This is a genomic window from Halorubrum sp., assembly GCF_046498025.1.
GTDB lineage: Archaea > Halobacteriota > Halobacteria > Halobacteriales > Haloferacaceae > Halorubrum.
Map to the genome: position 1 here is coordinate 1 of NZ_JAWOBM010000078.1, position 15,081 is coordinate 15,081.

Annotated in this window: 12 protein-coding genes, 1 tRNA gene and 1 rRNA gene; 8 read left to right on the top strand and 6 right to left on the bottom strand. The window is 69.4% G+C overall.

Features of this window, described 5'->3' with window-relative positions; all coding sequences use genetic code 11:
• Window positions 1–169 precede the first annotated feature (169 nt).
• The 6 genes from rrf to R6U01_RS14070 all read left to right on the top strand — a co-directional run bounded on the left by rrf (window position 170) and on the right by R6U01_RS14070 (window position 3,515).
• Window positions 170–291, top strand: a 5S ribosomal RNA gene (gene rrf / locus R6U01_RS14045).
• Window positions 292–451: 160 nt separating this feature from the next.
• Window positions 452–527, top strand: a tRNA-Cys gene (locus R6U01_RS14050).
• 252 nt (window positions 528–779) lie between these two features.
• A complete protein-coding gene (locus R6U01_RS14055) occupies window positions 780–1,595 on the top strand; it encodes a hypothetical protein (protein ID WP_410287156.1) in 816 nt (271 codons plus the stop codon).
• Between the two features lie 76 nt (window positions 1,596–1,671).
• Window positions 1,672–1,881, top strand: a complete 210-nt coding sequence (locus R6U01_RS14060; RefSeq protein ID WP_410287072.1) for a hypothetical protein — start codon at window positions 1,672–1,674, stop codon at window positions 1,879–1,881.
• A gap of 324 nt (window positions 1,882–2,205) precedes the next feature.
• Complete coding sequence (locus tag R6U01_RS14065) at window positions 2,206–2,820, top strand: VOC family protein (protein WP_410287073.1); 615 nt, start codon at window positions 2,206–2,208, stop codon at window positions 2,818–2,820.
• On the top strand, window positions 2,817–3,515 hold the full coding sequence (locus R6U01_RS14070) for an alpha/beta hydrolase (protein WP_410287074.1): 699 nt from the start codon (window positions 2,817–2,819) through the stop codon (window positions 3,513–3,515). The genes R6U01_RS14065 and R6U01_RS14070 overlap by 4 nt, the downstream gene beginning before the upstream one ends.
• A 99-nt stretch (window positions 3,516–3,614) precedes the next feature.
• On the opposite strand, the gene R6U01_RS14075 is transcribed toward R6U01_RS14070, so the two are convergent.
• The 4 genes from R6U01_RS14075 to R6U01_RS14090 are packed head-to-tail and all read right to left on the bottom strand — an operon-like array spanning window position 3,615 to window position 11,551.
• Window positions 3,615–5,678, bottom strand: a complete 2,064-nt coding sequence (locus R6U01_RS14075; protein WP_410287075.1) for a SpoVR family protein — start codon at window positions 5,676–5,678, stop codon at window positions 3,615–3,617.
• Window positions 5,675–7,051: a DUF444 family protein gene (locus R6U01_RS14080; RefSeq protein WP_410287076.1), complete on the bottom strand. Its 1,377-nt coding sequence runs from the start codon at window positions 7,049–7,051 to the stop codon at window positions 5,675–5,677. Before R6U01_RS14080 ends, R6U01_RS14075 begins: the two co-directional genes overlap by 4 nt.
• Complete coding sequence (locus tag R6U01_RS14085; protein ID WP_410287077.1) at window positions 7,042–9,474, bottom strand: kinase anchor protein; 2,433 nt, start codon at window positions 9,472–9,474, stop codon at window positions 7,042–7,044. Before R6U01_RS14085 ends, R6U01_RS14080 begins: the two co-directional genes overlap by 10 nt.
• 1 nt (window position 9,475) lies before the next feature.
• Window positions 9,476–11,551 carry a PrkA family serine protein kinase gene (locus R6U01_RS14090; RefSeq protein WP_410287078.1) on the bottom strand — a complete coding sequence of 692 codons (2,076 nt, stop codon included), beginning with the start codon at window positions 11,549–11,551 and terminating at the stop codon, window positions 9,476–9,478.
• Window positions 11,552–11,981: 430 nt separating this feature from the next.
• Here R6U01_RS14090 and R6U01_RS14095 point away from each other — a divergent pair, with 430 nt between their 5' ends.
• On the top strand, window positions 11,982–12,683 hold the full coding sequence (locus R6U01_RS14095; protein WP_410287079.1) for a DUF1028 domain-containing protein: 702 nt from the start codon (window positions 11,982–11,984) through the stop codon (window positions 12,681–12,683).
• Between the two features lie 24 nt (window positions 12,684–12,707).
• Here the strand turns inward: R6U01_RS14095 and R6U01_RS14100 are convergent, their stop codons facing one another.
• Window positions 12,708–13,547 carry an endonuclease/exonuclease/phosphatase family protein gene (locus R6U01_RS14100; protein ID WP_410287080.1) on the bottom strand — a complete coding sequence of 280 codons (840 nt, stop codon included), beginning with the start codon at window positions 13,545–13,547 and terminating at the stop codon, window positions 12,708–12,710.
• Between the two features lie 185 nt (window positions 13,548–13,732).
• Window positions 13,733–14,215 (bottom strand): RNA-binding protein, encoded by a 483-nt coding sequence (locus R6U01_RS14105; RefSeq protein WP_410287081.1) that lies wholly within the window; start codon window positions 14,213–14,215, stop codon window positions 13,733–13,735.
• A gap of 148 nt (window positions 14,216–14,363) precedes the next feature.
• On the opposite strand from R6U01_RS14105, the gene R6U01_RS14110 reads away from it, so the two are divergent.
• Window positions 14,364–14,963: a 2Fe-2S iron-sulfur cluster-binding protein gene (locus R6U01_RS14110; RefSeq protein ID WP_410287082.1), complete on the top strand. Its 600-nt coding sequence runs from the start codon at window positions 14,364–14,366 to the stop codon at window positions 14,961–14,963.
• Window positions 14,964–15,081: the final 118 nt, after the last annotated feature.

Here is a 15,081-nt window from a genome sequence, read left to right on the forward strand (position 1 = left end):
ACAGACCGAAGCCACAATCATACGGCACTGACACTACCACACTCGGTTGAGTTCAGGCGGTAACTGGATCGCACATATACACGGTCGGCCGATCGCGAGATCGGAACCACCGACACAGGCGTCTTCCACTACGGAGAGGAAGGCTCGGTTCGAATCCGAGCGTCGGCGTAAAGGCGGCCAGAGCGGTGGGGCCACACCCGTACCCATTCCGAACACGGAAGTTAAGCCCACCAGCGTACCGGGAAGTACTGGAGTGAGCGATCCTCTGGGAACCGCGGTTCGCCGCCTGCCCATTCATCCGGGGCGATTGCCCCACACGTTTTCACCCGCAGAGCGGAGCGTCTGTGAGCACCTCCGCAGTCTCCGCGCCCAGTTACGGCGCCGTGTCCGCGGTCGACGCTTACGCGCGACCGCTAGGCTTAAACGCTCGACTGCGGTACGTCCGATAGGCGCCAAGGTGGCAGAGTCTGGTCAGACGCAGCGGCCTGCAGAGCCGCCCAACGCCGGTTCAAATCCGGCCCTTGGCTTCATTTCTGATACAACCGGAGTCCGTGACACGTCTCGGTTGAGGGTGTCGACCACCGCGCGTGGTGTTTCCGGCTACGGGGCGTTGCGGTGGGTTGCGGGAGCCGGTCAGCGAGGACAGGCGGTTCGACTCCGCTCTCGCTGTCGCCCCGGGGTAGCGCTGAACCGTATCGGACGGTCGGTCGTCACGATGGCTCGGCTTAGTAACCGTTATACACGGGGTGACCCATGCTGAAACCATGCAACGACGCGCTGTGGCCGTGTACGTCGCGCTCTTCGTGCTGATCGCGGGTGGAGCGGGTGTCCTCACCGCGACAGCTGATAGCCCGGAGATCGGTTTCGAAAACCCCGACTTCGAGGTCTCGGAAGGTGACCCGATCGAAGTCGACGGGGAAGAGTACGTCGTCGCCGGGGTCGAGGGTGACGATGGTGCAGAGTCCTCGGCCGTCGCGACGATCGAGCGGAACGTGACAGCGGAACAGTCCGAGACGTGGGCGAACGAGTCGACCGTCGAGGTCGGCGACCGCGAGTGGCGCGTGATGATCACGGGAGAGGACCCGAACGAGTTCACACTCGTGGAAGAGCTCGACCGGCAGGCGATCCTCGAGGACGACTCCCAGGCCGACAACGAGACGGTTGAGCGCGACGACGGCGAGTACGTCGTCGTCACTGAGGACGGCGAGTCGACGCTCGTCCCGGTCGAGGAGTACTTCCCGACCCCCGAGGAGCGGTCGTACGCCGAGGATGACGCCTTCGAGTACGGCGATAACACCGCCACCGTCGACAACGTCACGGCCGATCAGGCGGTGCTCGTCTGGGAGGCTACCGAGACTGAGAGCATCGAAATAGAGGGGGAGGCGATCGTCACGATCGGCGAGACGGAGTTCGTCGCGAACTTCCCAGACGCCTCGACGGTGCAGCTGTCGAGCGACATCGAGGGGTACGAGGCGCAGGTCGCACAGATCGAACAGTTCCAGCAGTACAACAGCGGACTGACGCGCGTGTTGGTCCTCGCGTTCCTCTCTTCGCTGCTCCTGCTCGGAGCGGCGTTCATCCCCTCGCGGTACTGACCGCGCGGTCCCGGAGCGAATTTTTTGCCGTTCACGCTTCCCGAGACGGTATATTGGCTGCGCGCGTTGTGGGCGTATGACGTCGACCCGCGAAAAGATTCGACAGCTCGCACCGCACTGGGCCGTGATGTTCCTCCTGATGATGGCCGTACTGACGCTCGTCGAACGGGTCGTCGGGTCGGTTGGATTTGTCCCCTCGGTGGCGCTGGTCGTCGCCGTCGCCGCCGCCTATCCGTTCGTCGTCAGAGCGCTCGGCGTCGCCCCGCCGGTCTGGCAGCGTTCGTGATACCGGCCCCGGGGGAGCTCGTCCCGAGCGCCAGTCACCGACCGCGTCGGTGAGCGTGGACGCCAGCCGCCGCTCGCACCGATTTCAGGCACGGAGGCGACGACGGAACTCCACGACGCGTCGAGGTCGGTGATGCAGTACTCGCAGGCGCGGGGCGCACTGGCGGTCAGGAGTACCGATTGTGGGTCGTGCGTTGCGTACGTGCCCGTGTGCTCGTGATCGACCTCCGAGCGGTGCCTTCGAGCGCCGGGCGATAACACCGATGTCAGTCGATCACCCGAGGGTCCCTTTCGTTTTTATCCCTGCTCGGCTCGTACGAGCGGTATGAGCGACGACACTGCGGCTCCGGTCACGACGGAGCTCCCGGACGCACCGTTTCACACCAGCGGCACCGATCACATCACCGTCTGGGGGAGCAACGAGGCCGACACGATCGCCTTCTACCGCGACCTCATCGGGATGCCGCTCGTTCTCCGACAGCCGAACCTCGACGACCCGTCCCAGACGCACCTGTTCTTCGACACGGGCGACGATCGAATCCTGACGTTCTTCGTGAGCGACGACCGGCCCTCGGCCCGCGGCCAACGCGGCGGCACCGGCGCGGTCCATCACCTCTGTTTCAGCGTCGAGCCCGACGAGTACGAGGACATCATGGCGGCGTTAGAGGAGGCCGGCAAGGGGTACAACGTGTTCGATCGCGGGATATTCCATTCGATCTACACGCAGGACAACAACGGGCTCGTCATCGAGCTCTCCGCGGACAAGTACGAGATCCCGGACGGCCGCAAGGGCGAGGTGCTCGCGACGGCGCAGCGCCTCCGCGAGGAGGACGGCGCCGACTTCGCGCAGGACCGCCACATGAAGGGGGCCTTAGAGGAGCTGGGCCTCCCGGTGATAAAACACGACCTCCCCGACGCGGACGCGGGCGTCGGCGTATGAGCGGGCGTACTCCGCACGCGGACGACGACCCCCACGCCGGCGAGGAGCTGGTGGCCGCCGGGACGCCGGTCGACGAGGCTGACGCCGCGGTCGTCCTCGTTCACGGCCGCGGCGCGACCGCCCGGAGTATCGTCGGCTTCGGCGAGGAGGTCGCCCGCGACGGCGACGTCGCGCTGCTGGCCCCTCAGGCGGCGGCGAACACCTGGTACCCGAACTCCTTTCTCGCGCCGGTCGCCGACAACGAGCCCGGTCGGAGCTCCGGTCTCCGCGCCGTCGGTCGCGCGGTCGAGGCGGCGACGACCGCTGGAATTCCGACGGAGCGCGTTCTCGTCGCCGGCTTCTCGCAGGGGGCCTGTCTCGCCGGTGAGTTCGTCGCGCGGCATCCGGCCCGGTACGGCGGGCTCGCGGTGCTGAGCGGCGGCCTGATCGGCGAGTCGATCGACGTCGACGACTACGTCGCCCACGCCGCGGCCAGGGTCGACGGGAACGCTGCCGAGCCGCTTGCCGGGACGCCGGCGTTCCTCGGCTGCAGTGACGTCGATCCGCACATCCCGGTGGAACGGGTCCACGAGACGGCGACGGTGCTGGAGGCGCTGGGCGCCGCCGTCGACGAACGGATCTACGAGGGGATGGGCCACGGGATCAACGGGGACGAGACCGAGGCCGTCGCCGCGCTGGTCGCGTCACTGTCGTAGGGATCGGCGCGCCGCCGTAGGGCTCAGGACGCCACCGTCCGATCTTGTCGCTGTCGTCGGGGCCGGCGGCGCGGCCCCGGCCCACTCGCTACCGCCGCCTCACGCCAGCCAGTCGTCCGGCTTGGTGTCGTAGTCGACCTCGTCGGCGGCGATCCGCTCGCGGACCTCCGGCTCGAGGTCGTGTTCGGTCACTTCGCCGCCGTCGTACTGGAAGCGCACGCCGACCTCCTCGCCCTCCGGTTCGACCCCCCGGCGTTTCGCCCGGCGGATCGCCTCGTCGGAGTACTCGACGCGGATCGTCGCGAGGTTCACGGGGCGGCCCCACAGCTCGAAGACGCGTTTCAGCGTCTCCGTCGCCGACTCCTCGTCGAGCGCGACCCCGTTGAACCGGTGGCCGAGCAGGAGTTCGCCGCGGTTCCGGTAGTTCCCGTCGAGCACGACGACCGTCGGCTTTCCGAAGTTCGTGAACTGCAACAGGAGCTTCCGACGCACGTCGTCGGCGTCGACGCTGGCGACGCGGTGTTCCTCGGCCGCTCGACTGTACTCGTAGGTGAAGTAGTTCCCCTCCCGGACGAACTCCTCGGTGAGGAACGCGTCGATGAACGTCACGTCGTTGTGGCTCTCGCGCACCTCCAGCATCCGGTCCCAGCCGGCTGTCCGGTCCACGTCGGCGAGCGCCTCGTCGACGGTCCCGTACCGGTCGACGTCGAACATGTACCGGGCGCGCTCGGTCAGCGTCTCCCGGGAGACGTTTCGCAGCGCGCCCCGGTGTTCCGGCCGCGAGAGGACGTAATGGCGCTCCGCGAGCCCCTCACGGGTGAGGAGTTTCCACGGGTACCGCTCGATGTCCGGACCGGCCTCGGGGTCGATCTCCCCGTCGTCGGTGCGGGCAGAGAGCGCGCGGTCGACGGCCTCTGCGTCGACCCGCGGGTCGCCGTCGCCGGCGAGGTCGGCCAGTTCGTCGAGCGTCGCCGGCCCCGCGCCGGTGATCGCGGGGTGCGGTGTGAGCGCCTCGGCGACCTCGTCGAGGTCGATCCGGGAGTGGAAGTTCTCGGGCGTCACCCCCTCGACGCGGAGCAGCCTGTCGATCACGTCCCGTCGGGCGGCGCGGAGCTCCAGGTGTGTCCACAGCTCGAAGCCGAGCTTGTAGGGGTTGAGCCCGGGCGAGCCGAGCACCCGAGACATGTGGTCGGCGTACGTGAGGAACTCGTCGGGACCGGCGAACCCCTCGCCGCCCATCATGATCGACTCCCAGTAGGTCGCCCACCCCTCGTTCATCACCTTCGTCGACTTCTGGCCCGCGAAGTAGTACGCCTCCTCGCGGATCGCGTCGATGACGGTCGTCTCCCACGGTTCGCGGTCGACCGCCTTTCCGCTCTCGGCGTCGTACCGCTTCCCGTAGTCGCGCAGGAACGCGAGCACGTCCGGGCGCGGCTCTTCCGGCTCGACGCCCTCACCGTGTTCCTCGAGCCACTCGTCGTCGAACACGTCGCGGCGCACCTCGTCGGAGAGGTCGAGCTCGGCGATCCGGTCTTCGATCGCCGCGAGGGTATCGTCGTCGGGGTCGCTCACGTCCTCGGCGATCCCCGGTTCCTCGACCGACCGAGCGGCGTCGACGGGGCTGTGCTGGTCGATCGTGTCCTCCAGCGCCGAGACGGCGTCGATCAGCCGCTCGACCTCGTCGCGGTCGACGTTGGGTCGGTCGACGATCGCCGCGATCCGGTCGGCGTTGCGCTCCAGCCGGGCCGCGGCGTTCGGGCCGTCCTCGCCCCGGTCGGCGTACAGCCCGAACCACCCGTTGTTCGCGAAGAAGTCTGCGTGCGCCTCGACGTGAGTAATCACGGCCTTCTGGTCGGCGGGCGAGTTCGACTCCTGGAGGAACGCGTGGCTCGGGTCGTCGTTGTTGACGATCTCGAACGCCTTCCCGAGGCCGTGGCGGTCCACCTTCGACTGTCGCTCGTAGTTCATCCCCCACCGCCAGTGCGGGTAGCGGTGCTGGAAGCCGCCGTACGCGATCAGCTCGTTCATCTCGTCGTGGTCGACCACCCAGTACCGGACCAGGTACGGCGCCAGTCCGAGCCGCTCCGCGAGCTCACGAGCCTCCTCGGCGGGCTCGTCGAGGACGTCCGCCGCGCGTTTGGCCTCGACGCGCTCGTCTCTCATCGGCGATCACCCCCTTTTTGCGCCGCTCTGCCGGCGGCCTCGGTGCCGTCCTCCGACGCCTCGGTGCTGAGGATCTCGTAGATCGCGTCGGTGACGTCGTCGGGCTTCGAGACGCGCGCGACCGCCACGTCGTCGCCGGCGCCGAACGCCGCCTCGACTTCGTCGGCGTGGCGCGCGTTCGGCGCGGCGCCGCCGGGCTGGGTCTCCACGTACGCGTGGAGGTTCGCGTCGATGGACTCCATGAGCGGGATCACCGAATCGGTCGTGTCGCTGCCGGAGTTCTCGGAGTCGCCGGCGGCGAAGACGTAGCGGTTCCACTCGCTGTACGGGTACTCCTCGAGGATCTCCGCGACCAGCTCGTAGGCGCTGGAGATCCGGGTCCCGCCGCCCGACTGGATCCCGAAGAACTCCTCGCGGTCGACCTCCCAGGCCTCCGCGTCGTGGACGACGTACCGGAACTCCGCGGCGTCGTACTTCCCGGTCAGGTACCAGTCCATCGGCGTGAACACGCGCTCGACCAGTTCGCGCTTCGTCTCGCGCATCGAGCCCGAGGCGTCCCGCACGTTCACCACGACGACGTTGCGCTCGCGCTTCTCGATCACCTCCGGGTGACGGAACCGCTCGTCCTCCCGGCGGAAGGGGACGCTGTCGATCCCCTGCCGGCGGATCCGGTGACTCACGGGCTCGCGGTCGATCTCGTCGTCCAGCGCGTCGAAGCTCTCCCAGCGGTCGAGTGCCGCCACGGGCTCGCCGCGCTCCTCCGCGAGGGTCGCCGCGGCGTCGGCGATCCACGCGCGCGAGACGGGCACGCCCTGCCCCCGCGCCCACGCGAACACGTCGTCCACGTCGGCGCCGGCGACGAACAGCCCCTCGCGGACGTACTCCCGGTCGAAGTCGGTCGCGAGGTGGCGCTTCAGTCCGCGCTTGAAGAACTCGTCGACGTCGAGGGTGCCGCGCGGGCCGGCCCGGGCGGTGTCGGTGAAGTCGCCCTCCACCTCCTCGACCACGCGCTTCCCCTTCGGTTCGAGGTCGAGCCCCAGCTCCTCGTCGAGCTCGCGCGCGAACTCCTCGGGGTCCATCTCGTAGTACTCGTGCTCGCCGCCCTCCTCGCCGGGGTCGCCCTCCTCGTCGCCGTCCCCGGGCTGGGGGTCGACCGGCTGGCCGGGCTGCGGCTGGCCGCCCTGCCCCTGTCCGACGCCGCCGGCCTCCCGTTTGTCGTACTCGAAGGAGGGGAGGTCGACGATCTTCACCGGGATCTTGACCCGGTCCGGGTCGGAGCCGCCGAGGTCGCCGTGGCTGATGAACTCCGAGAGGTCCTCGCGACGCTTCTCGCCGATCTCACGGAAGCGCTCGCGGTCGTCGGTCAGTCCCACGCCACACCACCTCCGTTCTCGTCGCGGCCGCCCCGCCGACCCTTCTCGTCGCTGCCGTCGGCCGCGAGGTCGGCCCACTCGTTTCGAGCGTCGCGCATCACGGCGCGGCTGGTCAGCTCGGCCGACGCGGGGCTGTACCCGCGGTCGACGAGGCGCTCGATCGTCGCCGCCTTCACGCGCTCCGTCTCGGTGTCGGCCGGCGGGTCCGCCCACTCGGCCGGGTCGAGCTCCGGGAAGCGTCGCTTCACGTCGGCCAGGTCGTTCGCGTCGAGGACCTCGCGCAGCTCGGGGATCTCCCCGAGGTCGACGTCGTCGACGCTGAACTCGTCGCCGCGGTTCCGCCACGCGTACCGGGTGAGCGCCCGGATCACGCGCTCGCGGCGGAACTCGGCCACCCGCCGCGTCGGGTCGGTCCCGTAGTAGTCGTCCTCGTCGAACCGACCCAGCGTCTCCGTCTCGAACACCTTCATCACGAGCGCGTCGGGCTCCTCGGGGCCGCGCTCCGTCTCCACCGGCTCGTCCGCGTCCCAGGCGTACACGTGTTCGACGTACTCGGCCACCGTCTCTTCCGGGACGGTCGCCTCCGCGAGAGCGGCGTCGATCACGTCGGCGCGCTGGCGCTCGCGGACGCGCTCGGCGACCGGGGTCTTCCGGCTCTCGAACTCCGCGACCTCCGACCGGGAGAACAGCGGCGCCGCCGAGAGCTCCTCGGCCATCGCGTCGAGCACGTCCGTCGGCGTGACGACGCGCTCGACCGGCAGCTCCGGGTGGCTCCGGTCGACGTCGGTCCCCAGCAGATCGGCGACGACGTCGCGGGTGTACGTCACCGGGATCCCGTTCCGCCCGTCGCCGTCGCCGAAGTCGACGTCGTCGATCGTGATCAGCTCGTCGTCGCCGTCGTCGTCCCGGCGTCTGAGCTCGCCGGCCTCGTACAGCTCCGCCTTCTCAATGAGGCCGAGGTCGGCCGGCAGATCCTCCGCGTCCAGTCGGGTGACGACCGCGTACAGCGCCGCCGCCCCGACCGCGTGGGGCGCGAGCTCGCGCTCGGTGACGCTCCCCTCGTCGTCGCGGACGTCGACCGCGAGGGCCGCGGCGCCGGGTTCGTCGGCCGGGTCGCGCTCGGGGTCGGCGGTCTGGCCTCGCCCTGGGCCCTCGTCGTCCTCGACCTCCGTCTCGTCGACGCCGTCGACGGTCGGCACGCCGCGCACGCCGCCCACCTCGCGGCGGAGCAGCTCCGCCTCCAGCCGCCGGTTCGTCAGGTAGCGGAACTCGTGACGGGTAAGCCGCCGCTTCAGCGCCTTCAGAGGATCGGCCCCCTCGCGCTCGGCGTGGCGGTCGAGCTCGGCGTCGAGGTCGGGGTTCGAGATGACGATCAGCTGCGTGTCGAGGTCCATCCCGATACCCTTGTCCAACTTCACGCGCCGCTCGTCGGGGACGTTGAGCAGTCGTCGGAGTAGGTCGGCGTGCTGGCTGGCGTCCTCCACGACGGTGGCGACGCCGTTCCCCTGCGAGAGCACGCCGTCGTAGCTGAACGCCTGCGGGTTCTTCCGTCCGCGAGAGTCGAGCTCGCGGAGCATCCCGCCCATCCAGGAGCCGACGAGCCGCTCTTTCGCGGTCCCGTCGTCCTCGGCGTGGAGCACCCCGACCCCCTCGCCCACGTCGACGACGTAGCTCGTCACGCGGAGGTGGTCGCGGTCGGTGATCGCGGAGAACAGGTCCCGGCGTCCCTCGTCGCGGTACGTCGACTCCAGGTGGTCGTACGCCTCGCGGCTGAACGGGTCGAGGTCGACGTCGGCCGCGATCGGGTAGGCGTCGTCGTCGACGGCGTCGGCGATCGACTCGCGGACGTCCTCGGGGAACACAGAGAGGGGGTGCGCCTGCACGGGGCTCCGGTACCACGCGGCGGTGTCGCCGCCGTCGCCGTACGAGAGGCCGCCACCGCCGCCGCTCCCGGCGCCGGTGACGTTCCACTCGACGGTGTAGCGACGACCGCTCTCCGTCTTCGAGAACTCGCGGAGCCCGTTCACGAGGCACCGCTTGAACTCCGACTTCCCGGTCGCGGTGGGGCCGTCGATCCAGACGATTGTCTCGTCGTTGCCGCGGCCCGCCGCGGCGGCCCGGAGGTCGTCGACGAACGCGTTGAGCGCGGCGGTGTTGCCGAGGACGGCGTGCTCGCCGCCGTTGAACGGGTCGTCGAAGAACCGGTACCGCTCCAGCCGCTCGCCGCGCTCGCGGACCTCGCGGGTGCCCTCGGACTCGATCGCCGCGAGGACGTAGCGGGCCCCGGAGGCGGCGGCGACGGGGTTCTCTAAGACGTGGTCGACGTACTCGTCGAGACTCATCGGCGGGTCGTACGCGCCCCGCAGCGTCTCGTCGGCCGCGTGGACGAACGCCTCGCCGTTGGATCGGTCGCGGTCGTTCATGTCAGCTCCCGCCGTCTTCGATCTCCGAGCGGGCGACGGCGGCGCCCGCGTACTCCAGCACCTCCGCCGCGCCGTCCTCGGAGTAGCCCCGGTCGACGAGGGCGTCGACCCAGGCGCTGCGCTCCTCGTCGTCGAGGTCGGTCGCGGAGACCAGCGCGGAGAAGTTGATGTTGTGTTTCTTGTCCTCCCACAGCTTGCGCTCTAAGGCGCGCCGGAGCCGGTCGTTCTCCTGCGGGTCGAAGCCGCGCCCCTCGCGGGCGCGCCGCGAGATCCAGTTCGACACCTCCTGCCGGAAGTCGTCCTTCCGGTCAGAGGGGACGTCGAGCTGCTCTTCGACCGCGCGCATGAACGTCTCGTCGGGCTCCGTCTCGCGCCCGGTGAGCTCGTCGTCGACGGTGTCGTCGTCGATGTACGCCATGACGTGGTCCATGTACTTCTCGCCCTGTCGCCGGAGCTCGTCGACGTCGTACGCCAGCGCGTGGCGGACGTCCTCGATGGCGCGCTCGCGGTACTCCTCGCGGACGGTCTCTAAGAGGCGCTCGTAGCGGTCGAGGTCGTCGGCCGCGATGGAGCCGTGCCCGCCGAGGTTCGCCTCGAAGTGGTCGAAGACGGAGAGCGGCGAGAGGTAGCCCCGTTCGCGGTGGGTCGCGTCCATGATCGCCTCGGCGATCTCGTCGCCGATGAACCGGGCCGAGACGCCGTCCATCCCCTCGCTCACGTCGGACTGCTCGGCGCCGTCCTCGCGCAGCTTCCGGCGGTCGATCTCCTCGTCTTCCAACTCGCCGTTGTACACCTTCGCCTTGTCGAGGAGGCTCACCGTCTCGTCGGTGGGCTCCTCCAACCGGGTGAGTACGCCGAAGAGGCCGGCCATCTCCAGCGCGTGCGGCTCGACGTGGACGTTCGGCACGTCGGCGTTGTCGAGCATCTTCTGGTAGATCTCCGCCTCGCTCTCGTACTCCAACACGTAGGGGTAGTCGATCCGCTTGGTGCGGTCGTTGAACGCCTCCATCTTCTCGTCGCCCGTCTTCTCGCGGTACTCCGGCATGTTCGTCCGGCCGACGATCACCTGGTCGATGTCGATCCGGGGGTTGTTTTTCGGCTTGATCGTCGACTCCTGGGAGGCGTGCAGGAAGTCGTAGAGGAACTCGCGCTGGAGTTTCAACAGCTCCTCGCCGGAGAAGAGCCCCCGGTTGGCGTTACAGAACGCGCCGGCGTAGTCGAACGCGCGCGGGTCGGACTCGCCGTAGACGGCGAGCTTCGCGTAGTTGACGTCGCCGGTGAGCTCCGTCTCGTCCTGGTTCTTCTTGTCTTTCGGCTCGAACGTCTCGATGCACTCCCGGCGGTTCTCGTCGGCGACGAGCCGGACGACCTCGATGTGCTCGTCGAGCACGCGCCGGAGGTCGTCGTCGTAGTGCGCGAGCAGCTCGTTCAGGTAGAACTCCGAGGCCGGGTCCGGGTGTTGGTCGTTCCGGAGGGTGTAGGGGGCGTCGAGGACCTCGTTGAGGTCTTCGATGACTTCCTCGCGCTGCGGGCGCGGGAGGAGCACGAGCGGGTCCTGATTCATCGGCGAGCGCACCGTGTCGTCGGCCGGGTCCTGGTCGTCGATCACCGAACAGAGGTCGACCCACCGGAAGGTGTACATCCGGCCGGCCTCCTCGCGGGTGTACGCCTCGAAGTACCGGCGCGTGAGCCAGTCGAAGTGCGACTTCCCGGAGCCGACGGGGCCCAAGAGGAGCTTGATCCGCTTTTCGGGCCCGAGCCCCCGGGCGCCGGACTTCACCTTGTTGACGAACTCGTGAATCGACTCGTGGACCTCGCGGCCGTAGAAGACGTTCTCGCCGTCGTGGAGCGGGTCGTCCGCGGCGAGCGCGTACTCGACGACCCCGCGTTCCTCGTCGTACCGCGTGCCGTAGTGGTCGAACATGTCGGCGACGCGCTGGTGGGCGTTCCGCGCGATACGCGGCTCCTCGTACAGCGCGTCGAGGTACCAGTCGAACGAGCGGGGTTCCCGGAGGTCGTCCGGGACGTTCGTCCGGTACTCCTCGCTGAGCCGTTCGAGCGTGTGTCGGTCTGGCATTGTATCTGGTTTCTCGGACGGGCGAGGGACGTCAACGACCGGACCGCGCAGACGCGCGGCTCTTCGTGCCGAAACGACGGCTCATCGAGCCGCGCACGCCGCTGTCGTCGAGGGGGACCCGCCGCGGGCCACCGGTTCGCCCGTAACCGAGGCTATATGTATGGGAGGGATTCGCACTCATAAGTGTGTCGCTGGTACACATGAGACGCGCCACCACGGATCCCCCCGCGATCTGCGCTTTTGTCTCGCGTTAACCCCTCGAAATCGACGCAGAGCGGGCTTAAAACGGCTCCGAGAGCGATCTGCTTTTATCCGAGGAGCCGGCAGCGTCGGCTCCGCGGTCATCCCGGGTCCGCACCGGCCGACGCCCGGTACCGGAAACGTCGCCCCCGGGGCGCAGTCTTTTGCCGGTCGCCGTCTCACGACCGGTGTGACGTTCAGTATCTGCGTTCGCGAGCGGTACACCGACGACGACGGCGGCGACCAGCTCCGTTACGGCGTGGCGGTGACCACCCGGCTCCCGGGGGTCGGCACCCTGTGTCCGTTCGCGTCGGCGGACGGTGCGGTGGCGACCCAGTCGCTCGTCAACGTCGAGCTCGGGCGGAAGGGGATCGAGTACCTCGGGGACGGGCTCGCGGTCGACGACGCGCTCGAGGCCCTCCTGAACGCCGACGAGGGCAAGCCCCAGCGCCAGCTCCACGGCGTCGACGCCGACGGGACGTTCGCGTTCTCCGGCGAGGAGTGCAACGACTGGTACGGGCACGTCGTCGGCGAGAACTACACCGTCGCCGGGAACCTCCTGACGGGCGAGGACGTGGTCGACGACACTGCGGCCGCCTACGAGTCCGACGCCCACGGCGACGCCCCGCTCGCGGAGCGGCTGATCGACGCCCTCGCGGCGGGCCACGCTGCCGGCGGCGACAAGCGCGAGGACCTCGAAGTCCAGTCCGCGGCGCTCGTGGTGCGGGACACGGAGGAAGGGACCGACGACCCGTACTACAACGACCTCCGCGTCGACGCAAGCGAGACGCCGGTGGTCGACCTCCGCGAGACGTACGAGACGGCGAAGCGCGGCTACGAGACGGTGTTGGAGAAGTACGCCGACGAGAGCGACGAGAGCGACGGGGAGTGAGCCGTCGCGGGAACGAGTCCCTCCCTACAGCGACGCCCACGTCAGGATCGGCAGGTGGTCCGACGGGTACCGACCCCGGTCGTCGCGGTCGGTGAGGGTGGCGAACGCCTCGACGCCGACCGTCTCCGAGACGAGCGCGTGGTCGATCCGGCGACCGTCGATCAGCCGCGAGAAGTCCGTGAGACTCGTCTCCGGGCCGTGCCGGAGGTCGGCGACCGCGGCGGCGTCGCGGAGGGGGAGCCGGTCGGCAGTGACCTGACCGCCCGCGCCCCGTTCCGGATCGTCGCCGAGGAGGATCCGGTGGGGATCCGACCCCGCCGTGCAGTTGAGATCGCCGACGAGGACGACCGGGATCGTCTCGTCGGGGTCGCCCGCGCGTCGTCGCGCCAGGTCCGGGAGCCGCTCGCGGAGCAACCGCGCGGACTCGCGTCGCGCGTGCGCGCTGACGTGGTCGAAGTGCGTGTTGACGACGAGCAGTTCAGCGGTTCCGTCGACGGCGCGGACCCGCGCCCACGTCGCGATCCGCGGGTGGGCGGCGCCCCAGTCGGTCGACGGCTCGGCCGGCGTCTCGGAGAGCCAGAAGGTGTCGTCGTCGACGATCTCCCACCGATCGACTCGGGCCGCGATCGGACACCCCTCGCCCTCGCCGCCGGCCTCCCGCCCCCGTCCGACGAACTCGTAGCTCGGGAGCCGCTCGCGGAGGTCTCGGCGTTGGCCGGGGAGCGGCTCCTGGAACGCGGCGACGTCCGGGCGGTGGAACCGGACGAGCCCCCCGACCGCGTCGCGGCGGTCGTGCCAGGCGTCGTGGTGGTCGCCGCGGTTGGCGTAGCGCACGTTGTAGCTCAGCACCCGAATCCGGGTCATTGTCGGGAGGTCGCGCGCGAGGCGATTAAAAGACGCGGAGCGACCGCGAACAGACGCGGAGCGACCGCGAACAGACGCAAAGCGATCGCGAACAAACGTGGAGCGACCGCAAGACAGGCGACGGACCGTCGTCGGCTCGCGCCGCCAGCACCCTCCGTTTATAAATAACCGTCGCAACCGCCCGCCTACGCCGAGAACTCGTACAGCTCGTCGCCGACGTGGTGGATCGACTGGACGACCTTTCCGCTGTCCCCGACCATCTCGTCGCCGTCGACGAGCGCGCGGCCGACCGCGAGGACTTTCTCGTGGGTCTCCTCCGCGACGACGACGAGGTCGCCCCCGCGGATCTCCGGGTCGGCCTCGACGATGCCGGGGCGCATCACGTCGGCGCCGTCGGAGACGAACGAGACGGCGCCCGCGTCGACCGTGACGACCCCGGTCTCCGGCTCGTAGTCGTTCGCCCCGCGGACGGTGAGGAACGGCTCGTCGTCGTCGACGTAGAAGACGGCCGGCTCGCCGTCGACGAGGACGAGCTCGTAGCCCGCGTCCACGAACTCGACGAACTCGAAGGTGTCCCCGTCGATGTCGACGCCGAGGTGGTCGGCGATCGCCTCGCGGATCGTCGCGATGTCGTCGCTCCGGAGGTGGTGCCGCGATTTCACTTTCATGCGCGCCCAGTGGGTCGCTCGGCCGATAAATGGTCCGTTTGACGGCCTCCCGGGACGCCGCGCGGCGCGGGCGTCGCCCCCGACGCCCGGCTCTCACGCGGTTGGACCGATCAAAACGGCCTTAAGCAACCTCTCCATATCGGTTCGTATGCTCAACCCGCTCATTGCGAACGTCGCGAACCTGCCAGCGATCGTTCTCGGGGTGATCGCGACGCTGATCGTCGTCCTCGTCAGCAGCCTGAAGGGGACGGGGTGGGAGCCCACGTCCGACATCTCGGACGAGATACTCGACCGTCGCGCGGCCGCGGTCCCCGAAACCGAGTTCCCCGAACCCGGGAACCGCGCCGTCGGCGGCGGCGGCGGCGCGATCCCCGCCGGCGGCGCCGAGGGCGAGGAGGGCGAACTGGAGGAGGGAGGCACCGCCAGCGCCGGCCCCGGCGACATCCCCGAAGACGAGGTCGAGTACTTCGAGGTCGAGTTCGTCAAGCAGGGCGAGACGGTCGAGCTCTCGAACGACGAGCCGATCCTCGACCAGGGGGAAGACGAGGGCTGGGACCTCCCGTACGCGTGTCGGCAGGGCCAGTGCGTCTCGTGTGCCGGCCGCATCACCGACGGCCCCTCCGAGGACTTCGTCGAGCACGACAACCAGCAGATGCTCGAGGCGGGCGAGATCGACGACGGCTACACCCTGACCTGCGTCGCGTACCCCCGCGACTCGTTCAGCATCGAGACGGGCGAAGCGCCGTAGCGGTCCGGGCGCGACCCACCGCTCGGTTCCCTCCCGCCCCGGTCTGCTCCGCTCTCCGCGCGCGGCGGTCACGGGTGCTTTTTTAACATAGTGTCGCCCTCGTCCGGCAGCGACAGTC

What these genes read in the sequence shown, in the direction of transcription:
- R6U01_RS14060 (WP_410287072.1), top strand. Translation starts at nt 1,672, where the DNA reads ATGACGTCGACCCGCGAAAAGATTCGACAGCTCGCACCGCACTGGGCC.
- R6U01_RS14065 (WP_410287073.1), top strand. Translation starts at nt 2,206, where the DNA reads ATGAGCGACGACACTGCGGCTCCGGTCACGACGGAGCTCCCGGACGCA.
- R6U01_RS14070 (WP_410287074.1), top strand. Translation starts at nt 2,817, where the DNA reads ATGAGCGGGCGTACTCCGCACGCGGACGACGACCCCCACGCCGGCGAG.
- R6U01_RS14075 (WP_410287075.1), bottom strand. Translation starts at nt 5,678, where the DNA reads ATGAGAGACGAGCGCGTCGAGGCCAAACGCGCGGCGGACGTCCTCGAC.
- R6U01_RS14085 (WP_410287077.1), bottom strand. Translation starts at nt 9,474, where the DNA reads ATGAACGACCGCGACCGATCCAACGGCGAGGCGTTCGTCCACGCGGCC.
- R6U01_RS14090 (WP_410287078.1), bottom strand. Translation starts at nt 11,551, where the DNA reads ATGCCAGACCGACACACGCTCGAACGGCTCAGCGAGGAGTACCGGACG.
- R6U01_RS14100 (WP_410287080.1), bottom strand. Translation starts at nt 13,547, where the DNA reads ATGACCCGGATTCGGGTGCTGAGCTACAACGTGCGCTACGCCAACCGC.
- R6U01_RS14105 (WP_410287081.1), bottom strand. Translation starts at nt 14,215, where the DNA reads ATGAAAGTGAAATCGCGGCACCACCTCCGGAGCGACGACATCGCGACG.
- R6U01_RS14110 (WP_410287082.1), top strand. Translation starts at nt 14,364, where the DNA reads ATGCTCAACCCGCTCATTGCGAACGTCGCGAACCTGCCAGCGATCGTT.